A 23,674-nucleotide genomic window follows, 5' to 3' on the forward strand; every position below is an offset into this window, starting at 1 on the left:
CCCTGGTCACACCTCGGGGCGGTGCGGCCACCAGGCCGGCAGCAGCGCGAGATACACGCGGAGGAAGTCCTCGACCCGCGGAGACGGATGCCGCAGCCACCCGTCGATGATCCCCACCGTGCCGTCCGCGAGGAAGCGGGCCGCGGCGGCCTGGACGGTCGCGGTGCTCACGCCGTCGACGTCCACCGGGATCCGGACGCGACCGCGCTCCAGGAGCGTCTCGGTGGTGCCGCGGAAGTGGCGGCCGAGCATCGCGTGGAGCGCTCCCCCGCCGTCGGCGAGTTCGCGGCGGTAGATGTCGACGTGCCGCAGGATGTGGTGCAGCACGCCCTCGGTGACGGTCGCGACGGCGGTGGCCGCATCCGCCGGATCCTTCATGAGGTCGCTGCGCAGCACGTCGAGCTCCGCGGTGAGCGCGGCCTCGACGAGCCCCTGCGGCGAATCGGCGTGCTCGTAGAACGTCGAACGGTGCACGCCGGCCGCGTCGGCGAGCTGGGTCACCGTCAGGCTCGAGATCGGCTGATCTGCCGCGAGGGTGAGCGCCGCGGCGTACAGGCGGTCACGGCTGCGCTGCTTGCGGGGATCCATCGCGCCTCCGGGGAATCTTTTCGACAGGTGTAGGTTAACTCATATATACCCGACAGATGTCGGAGAAGTGATCGGCGCCACGCGATGACGCCACCAACGGAGGTAATCATGGCTACGTACGATGTCGCGGAGCGTTCCGCGATCGTCACCGGCGCAGGATCCGGCATCGGCCGGGCGGTCGCCCTCACCCTCGCCGCCAACGGCGCAGCGGTCCTCGTCGCGGACGTGCGACAGGAGGCCGCGGACGCGGTCGTCGCCGAGATCACCGGCGCGGGCGGCACGGCCGCCGCGTTCGTCGGCGACGTGTCGGACCCCGCGGTCGGGCAGGCGGCCGTCGAGGCCGCAGAGGCCCTCGCTCCCCTGCGGATCGCGGTCAACAACGCCGGCATCGGCGGCGCGGCGGCACCGGTCGGCGAGTACCCGATCGACTCGTGGCAGAAGGTCATCGAGATCAACCTGAACGCGGTGTTCTACGGCACGCGCGCGCAGGCGCCCGCGATCGCGAAGAACGGCGGCGGTTCGATCGTCAACATCTCCTCGGTGCTCGGCTCGGTCGGCATCCCCATGTCGTCGGCGTATGTCGCGTCCAAGCACGGCGTCGTCGGCCTCACCAAGAACGCTGCGCTCGAGTACGGCACGCAGGGAGTGCGCGTGAACGCGGTCGGCCCCGGCTTCATCCACACGCCGCTCGTCGACGCGAACCTCGACGCCGACGCGCAGACGGCTCTTGCCGCGAAGCACGCGCTGGGCCGCCTCGGCGACCCGCAGGAGGTCGCGAACCTCGTGGCCTTCCTCGCGTCGGACGCCGCCACGTTCGTCAGCGGCAGCTACCACCTCGTCGACGGCGGATACGCCGCGCAGTAGCAGCCGTCGCGCCGGAACCGGCGGCCCGCGTGCACCCGAAGCACGCGGGCCGCCTCCCATTCCGCGCGATGTCTACAGCTGCGGCGGGGTCCAGACCAGAGTGTGTCCGGTCGCGGTGAACATCTCGTTACCGGCGAGCTTGCCGGTCGTGGTCGACTCGAGCACGAAGCCTAGCGCCTCGTAGAAGTCGCGCGCCGCGTTTCCGTCGAGCACCTCGAGCTCGACCCGTCCGCCGGAGCGCGCGACGAAATGCTCGACGAGCGCCCGGCCGATGCCGCGGCGGTACTGGCCGGGGTCGACGTAGATCCAGGTGATCTCGCCACCGTCGGGGCCGACGCTGCCGGCGATGAAGCCCGTGACCGCGCCGTCGGTCTCGGCGACCCAGACCTCGTCGTCGAAGAGGCCCTCGTTCTCGTACGTGGCGGCGAGGTCGAGATAGGCATCGAGGAGACCGGCGCCGCGGAGCTCGTCGAGCCGCGCGGCATCGTGGATGCGCTGGATGTCGTCCCAGTCGGCGCTGTCGTAGGGACGGATGCTGACGGTCACGGTGTCTCCTGGGGAACCGAGGCGGTGCCGCGCCCCGCGGCGAGCACCTCGACATGACGCAGCAGGAACGCGCGCTCGTCGAGCCGCTTGCGCCGCAGCCACCCGGTGACCTCGTCGTTGCACTTGCTCGCGTTGCACGACCGGCACGCGGGGACGACGTTCTCGAACGTGTAGCGGCCGCCGCGCGAGATCGGCAGCACGCAGTCCTTCTGGAACGGGCCCGCCGTCACGCCGCAGTAGGCGCACGCTCCCCACGCCTCGACCAGGGACTCCCACTCGTCGAGCGTCAGGTCGTTGTCGGCGGCGGCCACCCGGCGTGCACGGCGTCGGGATGCGCGCGCACGCCTGGTCTGACTCACCGCCATGCCCGAAGGCTATCGACTCCGTCGGGCGACGGGGTCGGGCACGCCGTCGAGGAGCTTCTCGATCGTGGTGATGACGCCGTGGTCGAGGTTCGACGGGGCGCGGAAGCGCGCCCGCGCCGCGACGTCCGGGTGCGCGTTGGCCATCGCGAACGACAGGGACGCGGCATCCATCATCTCGAGGTCGTTGAGGTAGTCGCCGAACACCGCCGTCTGCTCGGGCGTGATGCCGGTCGCCGCCTGCAGTCGCCGGAGCGCGACGCCCTTGTTGACGCCCTGGTTCATCACGTCGATCCAGTGCTCGCCCGAGACCACCACCTGGTGGGTGCCCCGCAGGTCCTCGAGCGCGGGCGCGGTGGCCGCGGCATCCGCGAAGTCGAAGATCGCCACCTTGAGGATCTGGTCGTCGACCGCGAGCAGGTCCGGCACCGCCTCGAGGCGGGCGTAGTACTTCTCGGCCTCGGGGAGGAACGCGTGGTCGGCCCGCTCGATGTAGGCCGACCGCTTGCCGCACACGACGACTCCGAGGTCGCGCCCCTCCGCGGCGAGCGCACGAAGACGCGTGACGAGAGACGCCGTGAACGAGGCATCCATCGCGTCAGAGCTGATCTCGGTGTCGCCCTCGACGACGTACGCGCCGTTCTCGGCGATGAACACCATGTGGTCGAGGTGCTCGGCGAACGCGCGCTGGAGAGTCGCGAGCTGCCGCCCGCTCGCCGGCGCGAAGCGGATGCCGTCCGCGTGCAGGCGGTCCAGCAGCGGCCACAGGCCATCGGGGATGCGGCCGTGGCCGTCGAGCAGGGTGCCGTCCATGTCGACGGCGATCAGGCGGAGGTCGGGCGAGGGGAAGGGCATGGTGCCTCCAGCCTACGGTCGGCTTCCTGAACGCCGGGCGGGACGCCTGCTCACAACAGCCGGCGGCGGTCGGTGAGTAACGCGTAACCAACGCGCACACCCGCGCGGGTACCTTGGGGTGCGTGACAGCTCCCATCGACGCCACCACCACGTCCGCCTGGGCCGAGCTCAGCTCGATCCGCGACTCGTTCGCCCCCGATCTGCGCGACTGGTTCGCCATCGATCCGCGTCGCGCCGAGCGCCTGAGCTTCGAGCTCGCCGACCTGCACGTCGACCTGTCGAAGAACCTCGTGACCGACGAGATCCTCGCGGCGCTCGTGAAGCTCGCCGAGGAGACCGGCGTCGCCGAGCGCTACGCCGCGATGCTCGCCGGCGAGCACATCAACACCACTGAGGACCGCGCGGTGCTCCACACGGCGCTGCGCCGTCCGGCAGGCGCCCAGCCCGCGCTCGTCGTCGACGGCCAGGACATCGACGCCGACGTGCAGTCGGTGCTCACCGCGATGACCGCTTTCGCCGACCGCGTGCGCTCCGGCGAGTGGAAGGGTGTGACCGGCAAGAAGGTCACGCACATCGTCAACATCGGCATCGGCGGCTCCGACCTCGGCCCGGTGATGATCTCGGCCGCGCTCGAGCCCTACGCCACCGCCGGCATCCAGGCCCGCTTCGTGTCGAACATCGACCCCTTCGACATCGCGAACAAGACGAAGGACCTCGACCCCGAGACCACCCTCTTCATCGTCGCGTCGAAGACCTTCACCACCCTCGAGACCCTGACCAACGCGCGCCTGGCGCGCGACTGGCTCTGGGCGGGCCTCGCGGCGTCCGGCGCGATCGACGGATCGGATGAGGCGAAGACGGATGCCGTCGCCCACCACTTCGTCGCCGTCTCGACCGCTCTCGACAAGGTCGCCGCGTTCGGCATCGACACCGACAACGCGTTCGGCTTCTGGGACTGGGTCGGCGGCCGCTACTCCGTGGACTCGGCCATCGGCCTCTCGCTCATGATCGAGCTCGGCCCCGACGTGTTCCGCGAGCTGCTGGCCGGCTTCCACGCGGTCGACGAGCACGTCGCGAACACGCCGCTCGAGCGCAACGTGCCGGTGCTGATGGGTCTCCTCAACGTCTGGTACTCGAACTTCCTCGGCGCCCAGTCGCACGCCGTGCTCCCCTACGCCCAGCAGCTTTCGCGCTTCGCCGCCTACCTGCAGCAGCTCACCATGGAGTCCAACGGCAAGTCCGTCCGCTGGGACGGCTCCCCCGTGACGACCGACACGGGCGAGGTGTTCTGGGGCGAGCCCGGCACCAACGGGCAGCACGCGTTCTACCAGCTGATCCACCAGGGCACGCGCCTCATCCCCGCGGACTTCATCGCGTTCGCGAACCCCGCCTACGCCCTCGAGGACGGCGGCCGCGACGTGCACGGCCTGTTCCTGTCGAACTTCCTCGCGCAGACCAAGGCCCTCGCCTTCGGCAAGACGGCCGAAGAGGTCGAGGCCGAGGGCACGACCGGCGCCCTGGTCGCCGCTCGCACGTTCGCGGGCAACAAGCCGACGACGTCGATCTTCGCGCCGGCGCTCACGCCTGCCGTGCTCGGCCAGCTCGTCGCGCTGTACGAGCACATCACCTTCACGCAGGGCGTGATCTGGGGCGTCAACTCGTTCGACCAGTGGGGCGTCGAGCTCGGCAAGCAGCTGGCGCTGCAGATCGCGCCGGCCATCGAGGGCGACGAGGCGGCGATCGCGGCTCAGGATGCCTCGACCCGCGCGCTCCTCGCCTACTACGCCGCGCACCGCAAGGCGTAATCCGCACGACCTCGAGGGGGTGGATGCCGTGGTTCCCGGCATCCACCCCCTTCGTCGTTCGCGGCACGTGGGATTTGGCGAGTAGCCAGACTCTGCGGATCCACCCCGCGCTTCTTGGCGAGTCGCCAAACCGCCGTCGCGCGCATCTCCACGACCCGCCAAACTCGGCGCATCCCCGCTGCGCGTCTTGGCGACTCGCCAGAACCGCCAGAGCGCGCATCTCGCCGAAGCCACCACCGCGCAAATCTTGGCGACTCGCCAAGGTGCTCACGAATTCGCCGCAGTCTCTGGCGAGTCGCCAAAATGAGGCACCAGGCGAAGGATCAGCCCTCGGCGGGCTTCGGGTCGACCGTGATCAGCGAGCCGCCGACGGCGATGTCGCCCTCGAGCACCGGCGAGACCTCGCCGAAGTCGTCGGCGTTGAGCACGATGACGGGCGTGATGAGCGGGTAGCCGGCCTTCTCGATCACCGCGCGGTCGAAGGTCACGAGGGGGGTGCCCAGCTCGACGCGGTCGCCGTTCTTCACCTTCACGTCGAAGCCTTCGCCCTTCAGGTTGACGGTGTCGATGCCGACGTGGATCAGCAGCTCGACACCGCCGTCGAGCACGATGCCGAATGCGTGCCCGGTGGGCTGCGCCGCCGCGATCACGCCCGCGCCCGGTGAGAACACCGTGTCGCCGACCGGTTCGATGGCCGCACCCGGGCCCATGACCCCGCCCGCGAACACCGGGTCGGGCACCCCCGACAGCGGAACGACCTTGCCCGCCAGCGGCGCCAGCACTTCGATCGACGCCTTCTCGAGCACGGCGGTGGCCACCGGGACGGCGGCCGCAGCCGTGGCTGCCTCCGACGCGTCGATGGCGCGGGGCTCGCTCGCCTCGATGACCGCGGGCGCGACGTGCTCGGCCGCAGCCGCCGCCTCGGCCGCGTCGCGCGCCGCCTCGAACTCGGCCTGCTGCTCGGGCGTGCGGAAGTTCGACCAGATCACCAGGAACATCGATGTGAAGAACGCGAGACCGATCGCGATCGCGTAGAGCCCGATCGGGTTGAACGCCGGGATCGTCAGCAGCGACGTGAAGACGAACGCCTGCGTCGTGACGCCGTCGGGCAGGCCCATGATGAGGCTGCCGATGCCGATCGTGAGACCGCCGACGAAGCAGCCCACGAGCATGCGGGGATAGATCCGCTTGAACCGCAGATGGATGCCGTACAGCGACGGCTCCGAGATGCCGCCGAGCAGGCCTGCGGCGAGCGCGCCGGTCGCCGTCTGGCGCATCTGCGTGTCGCGGTGGCGGAGCGACAGCACGAGCACGCCGGCGGTCGCGCCGAAGCACGCGAAGTTCCACGCGCCCATCGGGCCCTGGATGAAGTCGTACCCGAGGGTCTGGATGTTCAGGAGCATGACGGCGTTGATCGGCCAGTGCAGGCCCAGCGGCACCATGAAGGGGTACGCGAGCGGAATCACGATCGCGAAGATGAACGGCGAGAAGTTGTTGATCGCCGCGAGCCCCTGCGCGAGCGCGGCGCCCGCGTAGACGCCGATCGGGCCGATGATGAACGCCGTCAGCGGGATCATGACGAGCATGGCGAAGAACGGCACGAAGATGAGCTGCAGGTTCGCAGGGATGAGCTTGCGCAACAGCTTGTACAGCGGGCCGAGAGCACCCGCCATCAGCAGCGGCGGGAACACCTGCGAGCTGTAGTCGAAGATCGTCAGCGGGAACCCGAAGATCGGCACGATCGTCACATCGACACCGAAGACCACGGTGGGCTCGACCCCGTCGCCGAGCGCGAGGAAGCCCGGGAGCATCAGCACGGCCATGATGCCGAAGCCCACCCACGGGTCTGCGCCGACCTTCTTCGTCGCGTTGTACGCCACCATCAGGGGCAGGAACACGAAGATGCACTGCCACATCAGGTTGACGAACGCCCACGACGGCTCGAGCGTCACGCCCGGGGCATTCCAGTCCGGGATGGCGCCCACGGTGGCCAGCAGCGCCATGAACGTGATGAAGAACGACGCTCCGAGGAGAGCGCCGAGAAGCGGCCGGAACGAGTCCGACAGGAACTCGAAGAAGGAGTCGATCCACGCGACCTTGCCGCGCACGCCCTTCGCGCGCTCGCGCGCCTTGATGGAATCGAGGTCGTCTGGATCGGATGCTGCGCCTCCGGCGCCGCCCTTCATCTCGGGCAGGGCCATGATGTCGTTGTAGACGTTCTGGACGCCGCCGCCGATGACGACCTGGAACCGTTCGCCGGCCTGCGGCACGGCGCCCATGACTCCGGGGATCGCCTCGACGGCCTTGGCGTCGACGCCGGACGCGTCATGGAGCTGGAATCTCAGCCGGGTGGCGCAGTGCGTCAGGCTCTCGATGTTGCCGGCGCCGCCGACGGCCTTGACGATGTCTGCTGCGGACGATGTAGCCATGGATCTCTCCTTCGCGAGGTGTCGTGCGCGCACCGACGACGCACCGCACCACGCCGTGCCCCGTCGAGCGCAACGCTAGCGCCCGCCCGATGGCGCGGGAAATACCCACACGCCAGGACTTTCGTTACGGAGTCATCCCCCCAGACGGCCGGCGAGACGGGTCGCCGTCATGTACGCGATGGCCTCGATCGAGATCATCGGGTTGACGCCGGAGGCCGTGGGGAAGGTGGAGGCGTCCGCCACGACGAGGTTGGGCACCTCCCACGTGGCGCCGTCGGGGTCGACCGCGCTCGTGGCCGCAGAGCCGCCCATGCGCGCGGACCCCATGATGTGCAGGGCCGCCATGGAGCACCGCCCCGGCCCGTACCCGGCCGCGGCGCAGCGCGCGATGAAGGCGTCGAGCGGCTCGCCGTCGGCGCGGGTCCACTCGATGCCCGCCTGATGCCCCGAGAACATGCGCAGCGCACCGGCCGCTTCGAGGATGCGGGACGCGCCCGCCACCCCCGCCTGCACGCGGGCGGCGTCGCGGTCCGACAGGAGGTAGTGCATGGTCGGCTCACCGGACTTGTCGACGCGCACCTCGCCCGCGTCCTGGTCACGTGTGATGACGCCGACGCTCGAGTAGTGCGCGAGGCGCTTCATCACCTCGAGGTGGGACTGCGCGCCGCGCCACGACTGGAACGCCACCGACAGGCCCGGGTTGGCGGCCGCGGTCTCGTACACGGCGCCGTAGCCCGAGCCGTCGAGGTCGGCGTGCTGGGCGGAGTAGCGCGCCTGCATGGCACCTTCCCACGGACGCACCTCCTCGTCGAACTCCGCCCACACCGCCGTCGCGGGGTGCAGGCGCAGGTGCTTGCCGATGTTCGGGTTCGTCAATCCCGAGCGACGCAGCAGCGCCGGCGTCTGAACCGCTCCGCCGGCGACCACGACCGCGCGGGCGCGGACCGTGACGAAGTGCCCGGCCGCGGTGCGGCCCGTCACGCCCGTCGCCCGGCCCGCCGCGGTCTCGACCTTTCGCACGTCGACGCCCGTGTAGAGCCGCGCACCGGAGCCCTCGGCATCCGTCAGCCATGTCTTCGTGACCGACTGCTTCGCGCCGATGCGGCACCCGTAGCCGCAGCGGCCGCACTCGAGACCGGTGTCGCAGCCGACGACGTTGCGCTCGAGCGCGCCGACATGCCAGCCGAGGCTCGTGAGTCCGCGCTCCATGATGCGGTCGCGCGCCGACGGCGCGCTGTACGCGCCGTTCACGCCGAGCCGCGCCCACACGGCGTCGAGGGCGGCGTCGAACTCGGGCGTCGTGAACTGCGGCACCCCGTGCGCGGCCCATTCCTCGCGCACGTGATCGGGTGTGCGGAACGAGGTCGAGAAGTTCACGACGGTGCCGCCGCCGAGGCATTGCGCCGACAGGATGCTGAGCTGCCCCTCGGCCGTCGCGGAGGGTCCTGGCGCGTACAGGCGGGCGAGTCCGCCGAGCTCGCTGCCGTCGAAGTCCCGATCGTCGTAGTAGGCGCCCTTCTCGAGCACGATCACCTCGAGCCCCCGCGCGGCGAGCACCGCGGCGGCCGTCCCGCCACCCGCCCCCGAGCCGACGACGACCACGTCGCAGTCGAGCGAGAGATCGGACTCGGGCGTCTGCGGGTGCAGCGGCGGCGTCGCCGCTTCGGCGCGCGGACCCGGAGGACCGGGATAGCCCATCGACGACCACAGGGGTGAGGCGCCGTCCGCTCCCGGGGCGATGTAGTACGACAGCATCGCGGCCGACTTCAGGTTCTGGAACAGCACGCGCTTGAGGGGCACGCGCGAGTCCGACAGCGCGATGAGCGCGGCCTCGCGCTTCGCGGCCGGAAGCGTCGAGAACCGGCGTGGGCCGATGCCCAGGAGCACGCCGCCGAGCGGCGTGTCCCACAGCGACAGCACGCGGGCGAGGAGCTCCGCCTCCTCCTTCCGCGGGTTCGCCTCGAGCATGCCCTCGGCGATCGGGACCGCGCCCAGCCGGGTGGCCGAGGGGATGCCGTTGCCGTCGCCGGGAGCGAAGGTGTCGAAGATGGACTCGAATGTCGCCCGCTGCGCTGCGGTCAACGTCATGGGTGCCTCCAGGTGCGCCGTTGCTGCGGCCAGCATGCACCATCCGTCGGGCTCCGACAAGGGTTAAGTGAACAGCGATTCACAGCGCGTGGCCGGCGTGGGAGACCCACCGAGTCCGTCACGTGAGAAGATTCTCATTCTCCGATCAGGCCTTTCCCGGAAAAGCGCTCTCACGTTCCGTCCAGGAAACCACCGGGAACCGTCCAGACACGATGAGGCAGACTCGGGGACTTGTGCGTCCGACCCGAAGGCGCACGGGCGCCGATACCCGCGGCGCGAAACCCGAAGGATCGTACGTTCGTCATGCATTCAGACCAGTCACCCACGCCTGCCCGCCGTTCACGCCGCCGCTTCTTCGTGCCCGCCGTCGCCACCGGAGCCGCCCTGGGCGTGCTCCTCACGACGGGCCTCACGCTCGCTTCTCCGGCACTCGCCGCCGCCGCCCCGCTGGCCGCCTCGGCCATCGCCTCGGCCGCCGCACCCGAAGCGACCGCCGACTCCTTCCGCGACATCCGCGTCGACGCGCAGGGCACCCTGCTCTCGGCCCGCGTCGCGCTGAGCGACGCCGCCTCGGTCACCGCCGACATCGCCGCCGCGGGACTCGACCTGGGCATCGGCGACACCTCTGTCGACACCGCTGGCCTCGAGCAGGCGGCCGACCGCCTCGCGAAGGTCGACCTCGTTCCCATGCTCCTGGTTCCGGGCCTCACCGCCGACGCGAGCGCCGTCACCGAGACGGTGAAGACCCGGGTGGCAGAGCTGCGCGAGCACCTCGCCGCCGCCAAGGAGAAGAAGGCCGCGGAAGAGGCGGCCGCAGCCGCCGCAGCCGCAGCCGCCGAGGCGCAGCGCCAGGCCGAAGAGGCTGCCGCCGCGCTCGCCGCCGCGAACACTCCCGAGGGCGCCAAGGCGACCGCGCGCCAGATGGCCGCCTCGCAGTACGGCTGGGGCGACGGCCAGTTCTCGTGCCTCGAGTCGCTCTGGAACAAGGAATCGAGCTGGAACTACCAGGCTTACAACGCCGGCAGCGGCGCGACGGGCATCCCGCAGTCGCTCCCCGGCAACAAGATGGCCAGCGCGGGCGCCGACTGGCAGACCAACGCCGCGACCCAGATCGCGTGGGGCCTCGGCTACATCGCCGGCTCGTACGGCACGCCGTGCGCCGCGTGGGGCCACTCGCAGGCCACCGACTGGTACTGATCGGTCAGCTTCGACCTGAAACGGATGCCGCACCCCGGCCGCAGTCGCGGGGTGCGGCATCCGTGCTCGACGCGTGCGTGTGCACGCCGGGTCCGTACAGCTCCGCGACCTTCTGCGACGTGAACCAGCCGTCGTAGGCGTCGGTCTTCGGCCAGCCCTCCGGCGAGTCCTGCCATTCCTCCTGGCGGCCGTACGGGAGCACGTCGATGAGCGGGAACGTGTGGCTCAGCTGCTCGGTGCCCCGGCCGTTCGTGTGCCAGGTGCGGTAGACGGTGTCGCCGTCGCGGAGAAAGACGTTCACCGCGAAACCGCCTCCGGCGGGCGCGTCGACGTCGGCGCCGAACGGGCTGCCGGCGGTGGAGTACCAGTCCATGCGGTTGCCCGTGCGCTCCTTGTACTCGAGCGCTTCGTCGATCGGACCCTGCGTCACGATGACGAACCGGGCGTCGTAGGCATCGAGGAAGTCGAGCCGGGTGAACTGCGAGGTGTAGCCGGTGCAGCCCGGGCAGTGCCATTGCTTCCCCTCGAACCACATGTGGTTGTAGACGATGAGCTGCGACTTGCCCTCGAAGACGTCGACCAGGCGCACCGGGCCGTACTCGCCCATCAGCGTGTAGTCGGGCATCTCCACCATCGGCAGCCTCCGGCGCTGCGCCGCGATGGCGTCGAGCTCTCGCGTCGCCGCCTTCTCGCGCACGCGGAGCTCATCGAGCTCGCGTCGCCATTCCTCGGCATCGACGACGGGCGGAAGGGCGTTCTGGGTCGAGCTCTGCATCGGAACCTCCGAGTGTGCGAGTGCGTATGTTGACACTGTACACATCTGGTTTTCGACGTCAAGGCCCTCCGTCGATCAAGGGGCTGCATGTTTATACGGGCTAGCGAGAATACTCGCAATGTTCATAGCCTGGGGAGGCAGTAAATCCACCTCGAAGAATCATCTGGAGGATGATCGATGGAGATCACACGACGAACGGTCTTGACCGGCGCCGCCATTCTGGGCGCCGCTGCGGCGATCGGAGTGCCGAGCCCCGCGACTGCGGCGACGCCCGGGGGGCAGGGAGAGAGTGCGAACAACCCCAAGACGGTCGAGCGCTGGGGCATGCACGAGATCGTTCTGCGCGGTCCCGACAAGGGCAACCCCTACGTCGACGTCACGCTCGCGGCCGTGTACCAGGGCGCGGGCCAGACGATCACGGTGCCCGGCTTCTACGACGGCGACGGGACCTTCCGGGTGCGGTTCTCGCCACCCCAGACGGGCGAGTGGACCTGGGCCGTCGACAGCAACCAGCCGGCGCTGCGCCAGACGGGCCGACTCACCGTGGTGGAACCGTCCGCAGGGAACCACGGTCCGGTGCTGGTCGTCCCGAACGGGTACCACTTCGTCTACGCCGACGGCTCGCCCTACCGCCAGATCGGCACCACGTCGTACTCGTGGGCGCTGCAGTCCGACGAGAAGTGCGAGGTGACGCTCGACACCCTCAGCACGTCCCCGTTCAACAAGATCCGCATGCTGGTGTTCCCCAACGTGCCGGCTGAAGCGACCGATCCCTTCATCCGCACCGGCCCCGGGCTCAAGGACTGGGACCCGACGCGCATCGACCCCGCCTACTTCCGCCGCTACGAGAGCCGCATCCAGAGGCTGCTCGAGCTCGGGATCCAGGCCGATGTCGTGCTGTACCAGCCGTACGACACCGCTCGCGGCTACTCCGACATGGCGCGCGAGCACGATGAGCGGTACGTGCGCTACATGGCCGCGCGCTTCGGCGCGTACCGCAATGTGTGGTGGTCGATGGCGAACGAGTACGACGGCATCAAGACGAAGAAGCTCGACGACTGGGACCACCTGTTCCAGGTCCTGCAGTCAGCCGACCCCCACAACCGACTGCGGTCGATCCACAACAAGAACATCTACTACGACCACCGCAAGCCCTGGATCACGCACGCGAGCGTCCAGAGCGCAGGCGCCGCACTGGACGGCCTCCGAGCCCACTTCCACCGCCAGTTCGCGTTGAAGCCGGTGATCTTCGACGAAGTTGCCTACGAGGGCAACATCAGCGAGCGGTGGGGCCAGCTCTCCGGCGAGCAGATGACCCACCGGTTCTGGAACACGTTCGTCGGCGGCACCTACTGCGGGCACGGCGAGACCCTCAACCCCGAGCAGAAGCCGAGCATCTCGTGGCTCGGGCAGGGCGGCACGCTCAACGGCAACAGCGCGCCCCGGCTGGCCTTCCTCAAGCAGATCATGGAGGACGGCCCCGCGCCCGGCATCAACGCGCTCCAGCCGGACTGGGACTACGACATCGCCGGCGTCGACAACCAGTACTACGTGAAGTACTTCGGCGAGGACACCCCGACCGAATGGGCGGCCATCCTGCCCAGCGGCGCGGGTCGCTCCTACAAGGTCGACATCATCGACACCTGGAACATGACGGTCACCCCCGCAGGCGTGTTCAACATGGCGAAGGTCCCCCGCGGCGCACAGGACCCCGCGCGTCCATCGATCGGCCTGCCCGGAAAGCAGTGGATCGCGGTGAGGTTCACACAGGCCTGAGCGGCCCCGCGGAGCTCTCAGGAGACCGATCACGAAAACATAACAGCGAACTCTTGTCAGCGTTATCTGGCCGTTATAGAGTGCTTGCACGGTAGTTGTTTTGCTGTGGCAGCTACCGGCATGTGATTGCAGGACACTCTTGGTGCAAGGGACAAGGGCCGGTCGGTAGCCTCTCCGACCGGCCCTTCACTTTTGCCTTCCGACCAGGACATCTGCGACCGCTCGGCCGCTCGTCGGCGAGGACCTTCGACGCTCGCGCACCCGCCCGTCGAGCCGCATCTGGGAAGATCACGAAAAGATCACAGAAAACGCTTGTCAGCGTTATCTCACCGTTATAGAGTGCAGGCACGGTAGTTGTTTTGCTGTGGCAGCTACCGGCATGTGATTGCAGGACACTCTTGGTGCAAGGGACAAGGGCCGGTCGGTAGCCTCTCCGACCGGCCCTTACTCTTGCCCTCCGCTCTAGTGGCTGACCGCCTTCTCGGCGCCGATGCCGGTGAGGGAGCGGACCTCCATCTCGGACTGCTTCTTCGGGTCCTCCGGCGTCTTGTCGAGCACGCTGACGATCCAGCCGAGGAAGAACGCGAGCGGGATCGAGATGATGCCGGGATTCGACAGCGGGAACCACGCGAAGTCGATCGCGTCGGTCTTCAGCATCGACGTCTCGGAGCCCGAGACCACCGGCGAGAACACGATGAGCAGGATCGCCGAGGCGAGACCGCCGTACATGCTCCACAGCGCGCCCTTGGTCGTGAACCGCTTCCAGAACAGCGAGTACACGATCGTCGGGAGGTTCGCCGAGGCCGCGACGGCGAACGCGAGGGCCACGAGGAACGCGACGTTCTGACCGTTCGCTCCGATGCCGCCGATGATCGCGACGATGCCGATGATGACCACCGTGCGGCGCGCGACCTTGACTTCGGCGCCCGGCTCGGGCTTGCCCTTCTTCACGACCGACGCATAGATGTCGTGCGCGAACGACGCGGCGGCGGTGATCGTGAGGCCGGCGACGACCGCGAGGATCGTCGCGAATGCGATCGCCGAGATGAGGCCGAGCAGCAGCGGTCCGCCCAGCGAGAACGCGAGCAGCGGGGCCGCCGAGTTCGGGCCGCCGGGCGCCGCGGCGATGACCGCAGGACCGACCAGAGCGGCGGCACCGTAGCCGAGGACCAGCGTGAAGACGTAGAAGATGCCGATGAGCCAGATGGCCCACACGACGGACTTGCGCGCTTCCTTGGCCGTAGGCACCGTGTAGAAGCGCATCAGCACGTGAGGCAGCGCCGCGGTGCCGAGCACCAGGGCGAGACCCAGCGACAGGAAGTCGATCTTCGAGGTGTCCGAGACGCCGTACTTGAGGCCCGGGTCGAGGATCGCCGGGTTCTCGGCGACGGCCACGGCCTTGTCGAGCAGTGCCGAGAAGTCGAAGCCGTTGAGCGCGAGCACCCACACGGTCATCACACCGGCGCCAGCGATGAGCAGCACGGCCTTGATGATCTGCACCCAGGTGGTGCCCTTCATGCCGCCGATGAGCACGTAGAGGATCATGAGCGCGCCCACCACCGTGATGACGACGGCCTGGCCGAGCTGGTCGCCGATGCCGAGCAGCAGCGACACCAGGCCGCCGGCGCCCGCCATCTGCGCGAGCAGGTAGAAGAAGCAGACCACGAGGGTCGTCGTCGCCGCGGCGATGCGCACCGGGCGCTGCTTGAGGCGGAACGACAGCACGTCGGCCATCGTGAACTTGCCGGTGTTGCGCAGCAGCTCCGCGACGAGCAGGAGCGCCACGAGCCACGCGACGAGGAAGCCGATCGAGTAGAGGAACCCGTCATAGCCGGTCATCGCGATCGCTCCGACGATGCCGAGGAACGACGCCGCCGACAGGTAGTCGCCGGCGATGGCGGAGCCGTTCTGGCCGCCCGTGAACGAGCGGCCGGCAGCGTAGTAGTCCGCCGCGGTCTTGTTGTTCCGGCTGGCGCGGAACACGATCACCATCGTGACGGCGACGAACGCGCCGAAGATGGCGATGTTGAGCCAGGGCTCACCCGGCGACGTGGTCGCCGCTTCCGTGAAGTGCCGCATCAGCGCGTCTCCCCTGCGTTCTCGAATTCGCCGGTCTCGATCTCGTCGCGGATCTCCTCCGCGAGCGGGTCGAGGCGCTTGTTGGCGTAGTGGACGTACCAGGTAGTGACGGCGAAGGTCGTGACAACCTGCGCCATGCCGAGGACCATCGCGATGTTGACGCTGCCGAACACCCGGATCGACATGAAGTCGTGGGCGTAGCTGGCGAGGAGGACGTACGCGAAATACCAGGCCAGGCACGCGCCCAGCACCGGAAAGACGAAGCTCCGATGCGTGCGGCGGAGCCGTTGGAATTCAGGTGATGCTTGCACCGCGCCGTAGTCGACCTCTGCGAGGTTCGTGGCGGCGCTGGGGGCTTCGTTGCCCATGGCGTCTCTCCTTCGAGGGGGATCGGCGCGTCCGTCGGCCGCGCCTCTGCGTTGACAGTGCGACCATGCTCGCGTTCGGCCGGTGGGACTGGGGGCGGTCGCCGTTCGTCGTCGGTGAGCGGCGCCCACGGTGCGACGAACGGCGGTCGGCTGACGACGAACGACGGCTACGCTGGCCGCATGCCCGAGTCGATGCTGCTCGCCGCTGCCGCCGGCGTCCTCGCCGGGGCTCTCGCGGTCGGCGTCGTGATCCTGCTCCGGCGCATCGTGGTGGCATCCAAGGAGCTCGGCACCGACGTCGAGCAGGCCACGTACCAGACCCTCCACCTCGCGAGCCGCGCCGCCAAGCACCTGCGCGGCGGCATCGCCGAAGGGGACGCGACCCGGGCCGGTCGCCATCTCAAGGCCCTCCTCGGGTGCGAGACGCTCGCGCTCGTCGACCCGTCGGGTCACGTGACCGTCGAGGGCGACGACGCCGTCCGCGAGGTCGCCGGGCGGCTGGCCGCCGAGGCCCGCGCGTCGGGTCGCACGCAGATGCAGCGACGCACCCGGATCGGCGAACGGGAGACGGATGCTGTCGCAGCGCCGATCCTCGCGGGCGGCGTGCCCGCGGGGGCCATCGTCGCGTTCGCGCCGCGCGTGCGGGCCGGGCTCGTGCGCGCGACCGGCGAGGTTGCGGACTGGGTGGCGGCCCAGGTGGAGCTCGGCGAGCTCGACGCGTCGCGCGCGGCCCTCGCCGAGGCCGAGGTGCGCGCGCTCCGCGCGCAGATCAGCCCGCACTTCATCTACAACTCGCTGAACGCCATCGCCTCCTTCATCAACACCGACCCGGCGAAGGCCCGCGACCTCGTGCTCGAGTTCGCCGACTTCACGCGGTACTCGTTCCGCCGGCACGGCGACTTCACCACCGTCGCCGAGGAGCTCCGCTCGATCGACAGCTACCTGAAGCTCGAGCGCGCGCGGTTCGGCGAGCGCCTGAAGGTGACCCTGCAGATCGCCCCCGAGGTGCTGTCGACGGTGGTCCCGTTCCTGTCGATCCAGCCGCTCGTCGAGAACGCGGTGCGCCACGGACTCGAGGGCAAGGAAGGCGGCGGCCACATCACGATCGAGGCCTCCGATCGAGGGGCGTTCGCCGAGATCAGCGTCGAGGATGACGGCGTCGGCATCGACCCGGTCGTGCTCGAGCGCGCGCTCGCCGGCGGCGCGCCGGGTGAGCACGTGGGCCTCCGCAACGTCGACGCACGGCTCCGGCAGGTCTACGGCGATGAGCATGGGCTCGTCGTGGACACGAACGTCGGTGCGGGCACGCTGGTGCGGATGCGCGTGCCGAAGTCGCAACCCGGCCGGGTCGCGGCATCCACCGGTCCCGTCCGTGCGACGGCGACCCTCGAGCGGCCCGAGGGCAGGCGCGAACCGTGATCTCCGTCCTCATCGCCGACGACGAGCAGCCCGCGATCGACGAGCTCGCGTTCCTGCTCGGACAGGACCCGCGCATCGGCGTCATCCACCAGGCCCCCTCCGGTGCGGAGGCGATCCGGCTGCTCACGCGGGAGAGCGTCGACGCCGCGTTCCTCGACATCCACATGCCGGGTCTGAGCGGCTTCGACCTCGCGCGCGCCCTGCAGCGGTTCGAGCGCCGGCCGGCCCTCGTCTTCGTGACCGCCGACGAGGAGAGCGCCCTCGAGGCCTTCGACCTCGCGGCGGTGGACTACCTCCTCAAGCCCGTGCGCACCGAGCGGCTGCATCGGTCGGTCACGCGCGTCATCGAGGCGATGAAAGCGCAGGCTGCGCCGGCGACGGATGACGCGGCCTCGGCCCAACCGGAGCTCATCGCCGTCACGCTCGGCGGAACGACGCGCATGATCCGGCGTGACGAGGTGCGGTACGTGCAGGCCCAGGGCGACTACGCGCGGCTGCACACCGAGGAGGCGAGCTACCTCGTGCGCGTGCCGATGTCGGATCTCGAGCGGCAGTGGTCCGATGCGTTCGTGCGGATCCACCGCTCCTACCTCGTCGCGATCCCCCACCTCGCCCGCCTCCGGCTCGGGGGCGACCACCCCAGCGTCACCGTCGGCGGTGCCGAGCTGCCGGTGAGCCGGCGGTGCCTTCCGGCGCTCCGCGAGAGGCTGGAGTCGACGACGATCCGGCCGCGCTCATGACCTCGGGCGACGCCGCACCCCCTGACCGGCAGCCGCCCGCCCCGGGTCGGGTACGCGTCACCGCTCCGCACGCAGGCTCCCCCGCAGCATCCGTCCGCTCGTCCTCGCCGGAGGCGGACGGAGGGCCGACGAGCGACATCGCCGGCGTATACGTGCGCTCGCTGATCCGCTCGCAGCTGCGGCTCGGGATCGTGTTCGCGCTGGGATTCGTCGTGGCGACCGCGCTGTTCGTGCTCGCCATCGCCCTCGTCCCCCAGCTCGACACGACGTTCGTCCTCGGGGTGCCGCTGTCGTGGCTGCTGCTGGGGGCCGGCGTCTACCCGCTCGCCATCACCGTCGGCGGACTCTACGTGCGCGCGGCGTCGCGCAACGAGGCGCGCTACCGCGCGCTGGCGGAGGACGAGTGAACCCCGCGATCGGCTACGTCGCGATCGCCGCGGTGGCCGTGGCGTCGGCGCTCATCGGCTTCTACGGCCTGCGGGTGTCGCGCACGACGAGCGACTTCTACGTCGCGAGCCGCACGGTGCGGCCGTGGTGGAACGCGTCGGCGATCGGCGGCGAGTACTTGTCCGCGGCGTCGTTCCTGGGCATCGCCGGTCTCATCCTGCTCACGGGCTCGTCGGCGCTGTGGTTCCCGATCGGGTACACGGCGGGATACCTGATGCTGCTGCTGTTCGTGGCCGCACCGCTGCGCCGCTCGGGGGCGTACACGATCCCCGACTTCACCGAGGCGCGGCTGGACTCCCTGTGGGCGCGGCGCGTGACGAGCACGCTCGTGATCGTCATCGGGTGGTTCTACATCGTGCCCCAGCTGCAGGGCGCGGCCCTCACCGTGCGGATCACGACGGGTCTTCCCTCGTGGGTGGGATCCGTCGCTGTCGCCGTCATCGTGGCGGTGGTCGTCGCGGCGGGCGGCATGCGCTCGATCACCTTCGTGCAGGCGTTCCAGTTCTGGCTGAAGCTCACGGCCCTCGCGATCCCGGTGGTCGCGATCCTGCTCCTCATCGGCGACGTGCAGCCCGCGCTGCCACCGGTCGAGGCGTTCCCGCCGAGCGCCGGCCCCGGCGACCTCGAGGTCTACCGCACGGTGTCGCTCATGGTGGCGCTGCTGCTCGGCACGCTCGGACTGCCCCACGTGCTGGTGCGCTTCTACACGAACCCCGACGGCGTCGCTGCACGGCGCACGACCGTCATCGTGCTCGTGCTGCTGTCGGTGTTCTACCTCTTCCCGACCGCGTTCGGATTCCTCGGCCGCGCGTTCGCGCCCGACCTCGCGCAGTCGGGCGACGCCGACGCGCTCATCCTGCTGCTGCCCGATCGGCTGATCGCGGGGCCGCTCGGCGACGTGCTGACGGCCCTCGTCATCGCGGGGGCGTTCGCGGCCTTCCTCTCCACCTCGTCGGGGCTCGTCGTGTCGCTCGCCGGCGTGATCAGCCAGGACCTGCTCGGCGGCAGCGTGCGCGGCTTCCGCATCGCGGCGGTGCTCTCGTCGTTCGTCCCCCTGGTCGTCGCACTGGCAACGGAGCCGGCGGGGCTCGCCGGCAGCGTCGGCCTGGTCTTCGCCTTCACCGCCTCGACGCTGTGCCCCGTGCTGCTGCTCGGCATCTGGTGGCGCGGGCTCACGGCACGCGGCGCGATCGCGGGGATGCTCACCGGCGCGGTGCTCTCCGGCGTGGCGATCTTGGGCAGCGGGCTCGTGACGGCAGGACTCCCCGTCCTGCGCCCGTTCCTCGAGCAGCCCGCGGCGTGGACCGTCCCGGTCGCGGTGGTCGTGACGGTGGTCGTCTCACTCGGCGATCGCCGCGGCATCCCTCGCGGCACGGACCGGTTCCTCACCCGGCTGCATGTGCCGGAGCCGATGCGCTCTCACCCGCGCGAAGGCTGAAGCGACCGCGTTTACCGAGGGGCAGCATCCCGGATCAGACGCCGCCGCCCCCGCCGCCGCCACCGCCGCCGCCCGCGGAGCCGCCGCCCGACGACCCGCCGGAGGACGACGACGAGGAGGCCGACGTCGACAGGTTCGAGATCCCGGCCGAGAACGCGGCCGCGTTGAAGCCGGTCGATCCCGAGTACCAGCCGGGTGAGTTGCCCGAGCCGTAGAGCACGGCGAGCTCCTCGGCCCATTCCTTCTCCTGGCCGAACACCACCGCGTACGGCAGCAGGGTCTCGTACAGCTTCAGCTTCATGCGCGGGTCGGAGACGTCGACGCGCACACGCTCAGCGCCCTGCGGAGACTGCAGCATGCGGATGCGGTCGGCCTCGGCCCACTCGATGAACTCCTTCAGCCCGAGCAGGTGGTCGCGCGTCTCGGCGCCGGCGGCGGTGAGGGGCTTGCGCGACACCATCCCCGCCACCAGCAGCACGACGAGCACCGAACCGATGATCAGCAGGATCGGCACCCACGCCGTCACGTAACCCGCCAGCGCTCCGATGCCGAAGAGCAGCACGAGGACCGCGGAGACGATCGCGATGACGACCGGCCACGCGCGGGCGCGGAGCGCCACCTTCCGCCGGAGTCCCCTCGACGACAGCTCCGCCGACGCCGCCTTCAGCACCTTCTGCGCCGTCGTCGAGAACCTCGTGTCGGAGCGGCCGAACTCGAACTCCTCGCCCGGGAAGCCCTGCGGGAACAGGCCGGGCAGCAGCATCCGTCCGTCTCCGTCGGCGAGGGACGGGTCCACGAGCACGGCCTTCAGCTTCGTGCCGCCGAACCACTTGGGCGGGCCCTCTTCGATACGGATGCTGCCCACCACCGCCTGCTCGAGCACCTCGGCCGGGATCGCCTTCGTGGTGCGGCCGAGCAGCACGGCGCTCTCGAGGGCATCGATGCCGCGCGGCGGCGTGTACTCCGCGATGATGACGGGACGCCCGGGCTCGTCGCGGAGATGGCGACGGCGGGTGACGGCTGCCAGTACGAGGGCGGTGCCGAGTCCGAGCACGGCCACCCCGCTCTGCAGCCAGCCCCAGGGCGAGGCCAGATAGTCCGGGTCGAACTCGGTGAACGTGTCGGGGTCGAACCCGATCGCGATCGTCAGCGTCTGATACGGCTGCACATTCTCGGCCGAGGCCGCGATCGTCCCGTCGGCATCCTCGATCGGGCAGGTCTGGGTCGAGCCCTGGTACCCGACGTAGCAGGACTGCGCGCCGGTGCGCGCGGCCTCGAGGTCGTCGGGCATCGTCACGCGCGCGGTGATGCGCCCGAACGGCTGCGGCCAGGCGACCCCGTTGACGTCCCAGTAGAACTCGTCGGCGCCGGTGTCGGCGAAGTACCGCGTCACGTTTTCGAGCGTGTAGGTGAACACGTACGTCTGGCGCCCGTGGACGTAGTCGTCGGCGCGGGACGTCATGGAGTAGGAGCCGTCCTCGGACTCCGTCTCCTGGGCGCGGGGTGCGCCGGTCTCGTCGGTGATCGAGACGAGCTCGGGGTGCAGCGGTGCACCCAGATAGCTGTCGGGGATCGAGCGGCGCATGCCGCGGTTCTGGTCGAACTCGGGGAACAGCGCCACGAACGTCTCGACGACGGTCAGGGTGCTGGTGCCGTCCTCGGCGCGGCCCAGCTGGTACTCCACGTCGAGGCTCTCGAACGAGAAATCGTCGACACCCGCGTGCGCCGGGCTCGGGGTCAGGCCCGCGAGCACCACTCCGGCGAGCAGCGCGAGCACCAGCCCCACGACTCCGAGACGATGCGTGCGCCAGGACGCGACTGCAGAAGACGCCATGGGGCCAGCCTAGGGTCGGCGCGAGGCTCTAATCTTGACGCTATGACCGATCGCCGTCTCGCCATCGACGCGTGGGAGAGTCTCTTCCGCGCGCAGCACGAGGTGTTCGGCGACATCAACGACGACTTCGACGACGAGACGCTGAGCCAGGCCGAGTACGACGTGCTCCTCACGGTCACCCGCGCCGACGACCTCACCGCGCGTCTGCGCGACGTGACGGCGAACATGCTGATCAGCCAGCCGAGCGTCTCGCGCCTCGTCGACCGCATGGTCGCGCGCGGACTGATCACGAAGTGCGCCGACCCCGACGACGGGCGCGGGGCGCTCGTGCATGCGACGGATGCCGGGGCGTCGCTGTTCCGCCGCATCGCCAGCGCCCACGGCAGGGCGATCGCCGAGCGCATGTCGCTCCTCTCGGACGACGAGCTCTGCCAGCTGCGCGACCTCACCGCGAAGCTCCGCAAGAAGCAGCCCAGCTGCTGACTCCGGGCCGTCGGGCTATGGTGTCCGGCGCCGGAGCGTGAGCGACGCGAGGATCAGCGCGCCCACGGCGAACGCGACCACGATGAGCAGGGGCCCGAAGACCTCCCAGCCCTCGTCGCCGTCGGTGACCGCGTTGATCGTGTCGATGGCGTAGCTCAGCGGCAGGATCTTCGAGATCTGGTACAGCGCCTCGGGCATGTCCTCGCGGGGCATGAACAGGCCGCCGAGGATGATCTGCGGGAACACGATGAGCGGCATGAACTGCACCGCCTGGAACTCGGTGCGTGCGAAGGCGCTCGCCAGGAGCCCGAGCGCGGTGCCGAGGATCGCATCGACGACGGCGACGAGCCCCAGCTGCCAGAGCGGACCGTCGACCTGGAGCCCGCACACCCACACCGCGAAGGTGACGGTGATGACCGCCTGCAGCGTCGCCATGAGCCCGAACGCGAGTCCGTACCCGAGGATGAAGTCGGCCTTCGCGATCGGCGTCGTCATGAGCCGCTCGAGGGTTCCCGACCGTCGCTCGCGGAGCGTCGTGATCGAGGTGATCAGGAACATCACGATGAACGGGAACAGCGCCAGGATCGGACCGCCGAACTGGTCGAACACGCCCTCCTGATCGCTGAACAACCACGCGAACAGGCCCACGAGCAGGCTCGGGGCGACGAGCATGAGCGCGATCGAGCGCGGGTCGTGGCTGAGCTGCCGGAGCACCCGCCCGGCGGTCGCGAGGGTCAGCACCCCGTTCATGAGGCGCTCCCCTCGTCCGCGTGGTGCGCATGCTCGGCCTGCTCGCGCGCCTCTCTGCGGGTGAGCGGATGCTGCGCCTCGGCCTCCGTGCGAGCGTGCGCGTCGCGCTCGATGAGCGTGAGGAACGCGGCATCCGGGTCCGTCGTCCCGGTGTCGGCGAAGAGGCCGTCGGGGGTCGTGTCAGCGATGATGCGGCCCGCGCGCATGAGGACGAGACGGTCGCACCGGAGGGCTTCGTCCATGACGTGGCTCGAGACGATGAGCGTCGCGCCGGCGTCGGCGAGGCCGCGGAAGACCTCCCACAGCTCGGCACGCAGCAGCGGGTCGAGGCCGACGGTGGGCTCGTCGAGCACGAGCAGCTCGGGCACTCCGAGCATGGCCACCGCGAGCGAGACGCGGCTCTCCTGTCCGCCCGACAGCGAGTCGATGGTCTGGTCGCGCTGGTCGGCGAGGCCGACCTGCTCGATGACGCGATCGACGTCGGTGCGGGGCGCATCGACCAGCCGCGCGAAGTAGCGCAGGTTCTGCTGGATCGTGAGGTCGCCGTAGACCGACGCGGCCTGCGTGTCGTACGCGACCCGCTTGCGCAGCGCGCGCGACCCCGCCGGTTCGCCGAGCACAGTCACGTCGCCACCCGCCATCTTCTGCACGCCCACGATCGAGCGCATCAGCGTGGTCTTGCCGCAGCCCGAGGGTCCGAGCAGGCCGGTGATCTGCCCCCGGGGAATGTGCAGATCGAGCCCGGTGAACACCTCGGTCTTTCCGCGCGTGACGTGCAGACCACGCACGCTCACAGCATCCGTCTCCGCATTGTTCGTCACGAGACGAATA

The 23,674-nt window shown here is 69.9% G+C and carries 21 protein-coding genes; 9 read left to right on the forward strand and 12 right to left on the reverse strand.

The window, feature by feature from the left end:
* Positions 1-6: 6 nt before the first annotated feature.
* Complete coding sequence (locus ACLBXX_RS10070) at positions 7-588, reverse strand: TetR/AcrR family transcriptional regulator (protein WP_447657909.1); 582 nt, start codon at positions 586-588, stop codon at positions 7-9.
* Between the two features lie 108 nt (positions 589-696).
* Between ACLBXX_RS10070 and ACLBXX_RS10075 the strand changes: the two genes are divergently transcribed.
* Complete coding sequence (locus tag ACLBXX_RS10075; protein WP_310285441.1) at positions 697-1,452, forward strand: SDR family NAD(P)-dependent oxidoreductase; 756 nt, start codon at positions 697-699, stop codon at positions 1,450-1,452.
* Between the two features lie 72 nt (positions 1,453-1,524).
* Here the strand turns inward: ACLBXX_RS10075 and ACLBXX_RS10080 are convergent, their stop codons facing one another.
* Genes ACLBXX_RS10080 through ACLBXX_RS10090 form a run of 3 tightly spaced genes read right to left on the reverse strand, consistent with a single transcriptional unit; the run spans position 1,525 to position 3,215 of the window.
* Positions 1,525-1,998, reverse strand: coding sequence for an N-acetyltransferase family protein (locus ACLBXX_RS10080; RefSeq protein WP_447657910.1), 474 nt, complete (start codon positions 1,996-1,998; stop codon positions 1,525-1,527).
* On the reverse strand, positions 1,995-2,363 hold the full coding sequence (locus ACLBXX_RS10085) for an HNH endonuclease (protein ID WP_447657911.1): 369 nt from the start codon (positions 2,361-2,363) through the stop codon (positions 1,995-1,997). Before ACLBXX_RS10085 ends, ACLBXX_RS10080 begins: the two co-directional genes overlap by 4 nt.
* Before the next feature lie 9 nt (positions 2,364-2,372).
* On the reverse strand, positions 2,373-3,215 hold the full coding sequence (locus ACLBXX_RS10090; RefSeq protein ID WP_447657912.1) for a Cof-type HAD-IIB family hydrolase: 843 nt from the start codon (positions 3,213-3,215) through the stop codon (positions 2,373-2,375).
* Positions 3,216-3,337: 122 nt separating this feature from the next.
* Here ACLBXX_RS10090 and pgi point away from each other — a divergent pair, with 122 nt between their 5' ends.
* Positions 3,338-5,020, forward strand: a complete 1,683-nt coding sequence (gene pgi / locus ACLBXX_RS10095; protein WP_447657913.1) for a glucose-6-phosphate isomerase — start codon at positions 3,338-3,340, stop codon at positions 5,018-5,020.
* A 323-nt stretch (positions 5,021-5,343) separates the two neighbouring features.
* Here the strand turns inward: pgi and ACLBXX_RS10100 are convergent, their stop codons facing one another.
* Positions 5,344-7,449, reverse strand: coding sequence for a glucose PTS transporter subunit IIA (locus ACLBXX_RS10100; protein WP_447657914.1), 2,106 nt, complete (start codon positions 7,447-7,449; stop codon positions 5,344-5,346).
* Positions 7,450-7,581: 132 nt separating this feature from the next.
* Complete coding sequence (locus ACLBXX_RS10105) at positions 7,582-9,537, reverse strand: GMC family oxidoreductase N-terminal domain-containing protein (protein WP_447657915.1); 1,956 nt, start codon at positions 9,535-9,537, stop codon at positions 7,582-7,584.
* Between the two features lie 303 nt (positions 9,538-9,840).
* Here ACLBXX_RS10105 and ACLBXX_RS10110 point away from each other — a divergent pair, with 303 nt between their 5' ends.
* Positions 9,841-10,734, forward strand: coding sequence for an aggregation-promoting factor C-terminal-like domain-containing protein (locus tag ACLBXX_RS10110; protein WP_447657916.1), 894 nt, complete (start codon positions 9,841-9,843; stop codon positions 10,732-10,734).
* A 4-nt stretch (positions 10,735-10,738) separates the two neighbouring features.
* Here the strand turns inward: ACLBXX_RS10110 and ACLBXX_RS10115 are convergent, their stop codons facing one another.
* On the reverse strand, positions 10,739-11,509 hold the full coding sequence (locus ACLBXX_RS10115; RefSeq protein WP_447657917.1) for a DUF899 domain-containing protein: 771 nt from the start codon (positions 11,507-11,509) through the stop codon (positions 10,739-10,741).
* 177 nt (positions 11,510-11,686) lie between these two features.
* Here ACLBXX_RS10115 and ACLBXX_RS10120 point away from each other — a divergent pair, with 177 nt between their 5' ends.
* Entirely contained in the window at positions 11,687-13,285 is a 1,599-nt protein-coding gene (locus ACLBXX_RS10120; RefSeq protein ID WP_447657918.1) for a DUF5060 domain-containing protein, read from the forward strand.
* A gap of 462 nt (positions 13,286-13,747) precedes the next feature.
* Here ACLBXX_RS10120 and ACLBXX_RS10125 read toward each other — a convergent pair whose 3' ends face one another.
* Together ACLBXX_RS10125 and ACLBXX_RS10130 are read right to left on the reverse strand one after the other, a co-directional pair.
* Positions 13,748-15,364, reverse strand: coding sequence for a solute symporter family protein (locus ACLBXX_RS10125; protein ID WP_310285456.1), 1,617 nt, complete (start codon positions 15,362-15,364; stop codon positions 13,748-13,750).
* The gene (locus ACLBXX_RS10130; RefSeq protein ID WP_310285457.1) at positions 15,364-15,732 is read right to left on the reverse strand and encodes a DUF485 domain-containing protein; all 369 of its coding nucleotides are present in this window, start codon (positions 15,730-15,732) and stop codon (positions 15,364-15,366) included. The genes ACLBXX_RS10125 and ACLBXX_RS10130 overlap by 1 nt, the downstream gene beginning before the upstream one ends.
* A gap of 180 nt (positions 15,733-15,912) precedes the next feature.
* On the opposite strand from ACLBXX_RS10130, the gene ACLBXX_RS10135 reads away from it, so the two are divergent.
* Genes ACLBXX_RS10135 through ACLBXX_RS10150 form a run of 4 tightly spaced genes read left to right on the forward strand, consistent with a single transcriptional unit; the run spans position 15,913 to position 19,776 of the window.
* Entirely contained in the window at positions 15,913-17,151 is a 1,239-nt protein-coding gene (locus ACLBXX_RS10135) for a sensor histidine kinase (RefSeq protein WP_447657919.1), read from the forward strand.
* Entirely contained in the window at positions 17,148-17,891 is a 744-nt protein-coding gene (locus tag ACLBXX_RS10140; RefSeq protein WP_447657920.1) for a LytR/AlgR family response regulator transcription factor, read from the forward strand. The genes ACLBXX_RS10135 and ACLBXX_RS10140 overlap by 4 nt, the downstream gene beginning before the upstream one ends.
* Positions 17,888-18,298, forward strand: coding sequence for a hypothetical protein (locus tag ACLBXX_RS10145; protein ID WP_447657921.1), 411 nt, complete (start codon positions 17,888-17,890; stop codon positions 18,296-18,298). The genes ACLBXX_RS10140 and ACLBXX_RS10145 overlap by 4 nt, the downstream gene beginning before the upstream one ends.
* Positions 18,295-19,776 carry a sodium/solute symporter gene (locus ACLBXX_RS10150; RefSeq protein ID WP_447657922.1) on the forward strand — a complete coding sequence of 494 codons (1,482 nt, stop codon included), beginning with the start codon at positions 18,295-18,297 and terminating at the stop codon, positions 19,774-19,776. The genes ACLBXX_RS10145 and ACLBXX_RS10150 overlap by 4 nt, the downstream gene beginning before the upstream one ends.
* Positions 19,777-19,810: 34 nt before the next feature.
* Here ACLBXX_RS10150 and ACLBXX_RS10155 read toward each other — a convergent pair whose 3' ends face one another.
* The gene (locus ACLBXX_RS10155; protein WP_447657923.1) at positions 19,811-21,610 is read right to left on the reverse strand and encodes a DUF2207 domain-containing protein; all 1,800 of its coding nucleotides are present in this window, start codon (positions 21,608-21,610) and stop codon (positions 19,811-19,813) included.
* A 42-nt stretch (positions 21,611-21,652) separates the two neighbouring features.
* On the opposite strand from ACLBXX_RS10155, the gene ACLBXX_RS10160 reads away from it, so the two are divergent.
* Positions 21,653-22,093, forward strand: coding sequence for a MarR family winged helix-turn-helix transcriptional regulator (locus tag ACLBXX_RS10160; RefSeq protein ID WP_447657924.1), 441 nt, complete (start codon positions 21,653-21,655; stop codon positions 22,091-22,093).
* Positions 22,094-22,108: 15 nt separating this feature from the next.
* Here the strand turns inward: ACLBXX_RS10160 and ACLBXX_RS10165 are convergent, their stop codons facing one another.
* Together ACLBXX_RS10165 and ACLBXX_RS10170 are read right to left on the reverse strand one after the other, a co-directional pair.
* On the reverse strand, positions 22,109-22,843 hold the full coding sequence (locus ACLBXX_RS10165; RefSeq protein WP_447657925.1) for an ABC transporter permease: 735 nt from the start codon (positions 22,841-22,843) through the stop codon (positions 22,109-22,111).
* On the reverse strand, positions 22,840-23,664 hold the full coding sequence (locus tag ACLBXX_RS10170; RefSeq protein ID WP_447657926.1) for an ABC transporter ATP-binding protein: 825 nt from the start codon (positions 23,662-23,664) through the stop codon (positions 22,840-22,842). Before ACLBXX_RS10170 ends, ACLBXX_RS10165 begins: the two co-directional genes overlap by 4 nt.
* Between the last annotated feature and the right edge of the window lie 10 nt (positions 23,665-23,674).

The sequence above is a fragment of the Microbacterium sp. C23T genome, from assembly GCF_053345975.1.

Excerpts from the sequence above, each read along its gene's own strand:
- ACLBXX_RS10110 (WP_447657916.1), top strand. The coding sequence starts at position 9,841 with ATGCATTCAGACCAGTCACCCACGCCTGCCCGCCGTTCACGCCGCCGC.
- ACLBXX_RS10070 (WP_447657909.1), bottom strand. The coding sequence starts at position 588 with ATGGATCCCCGCAAGCAGCGCAGCCGTGACCGCCTGTACGCCGCGGCG.
- ACLBXX_RS10165 (WP_447657925.1), bottom strand. The coding sequence starts at position 22,843 with ATGAACGGGGTGCTGACCCTCGCGACCGCCGGGCGGGTGCTCCGGCAG.
- ACLBXX_RS10090 (WP_447657912.1), bottom strand. The coding sequence starts at position 3,215 with ATGCCCTTCCCCTCGCCCGACCTCCGCCTGATCGCCGTCGACATGGAC.
- ACLBXX_RS10100 (WP_447657914.1), bottom strand. The coding sequence starts at position 7,449 with ATGGCTACATCGTCCGCAGCAGACATCGTCAAGGCCGTCGGCGGCGCC.
- ACLBXX_RS10135 (WP_447657919.1), top strand. The coding sequence starts at position 15,913 with ATGCCCGAGTCGATGCTGCTCGCCGCTGCCGCCGGCGTCCTCGCCGGG.
- ACLBXX_RS10115 (WP_447657917.1), bottom strand. The coding sequence starts at position 11,509 with ATGCAGAGCTCGACCCAGAACGCCCTTCCGCCCGTCGTCGATGCCGAG.
- ACLBXX_RS10155 (WP_447657923.1), bottom strand. The coding sequence starts at position 21,610 with ATGGCGTCTTCTGCAGTCGCGTCCTGGCGCACGCATCGTCTCGGAGTC.
- ACLBXX_RS10130 (WP_310285457.1), bottom strand. The coding sequence starts at position 15,732 with ATGGGCAACGAAGCCCCCAGCGCCGCCACGAACCTCGCAGAGGTCGAC.
- ACLBXX_RS10125 (WP_310285456.1), bottom strand. The coding sequence starts at position 15,364 with ATGCGGCACTTCACGGAAGCGGCGACCACGTCGCCGGGTGAGCCCTGG.
- ACLBXX_RS10105 (WP_447657915.1), bottom strand. The coding sequence starts at position 9,537 with ATGACGTTGACCGCAGCGCAGCGGGCGACATTCGAGTCCATCTTCGAC.
- ACLBXX_RS10120 (WP_447657918.1), top strand. The coding sequence starts at position 11,687 with ATGGAGATCACACGACGAACGGTCTTGACCGGCGCCGCCATTCTGGGC.
- ACLBXX_RS10145 (WP_447657921.1), top strand. The coding sequence starts at position 17,888 with ATGACCTCGGGCGACGCCGCACCCCCTGACCGGCAGCCGCCCGCCCCG.
- ACLBXX_RS10160 (WP_447657924.1), top strand. The coding sequence starts at position 21,653 with ATGACCGATCGCCGTCTCGCCATCGACGCGTGGGAGAGTCTCTTCCGC.
- ACLBXX_RS10085 (WP_447657911.1), bottom strand. The coding sequence starts at position 2,363 with ATGGCGGTGAGTCAGACCAGGCGTGCGCGCGCATCCCGACGCCGTGCA.
- ACLBXX_RS10075 (WP_310285441.1), top strand. The coding sequence starts at position 697 with ATGGCTACGTACGATGTCGCGGAGCGTTCCGCGATCGTCACCGGCGCA.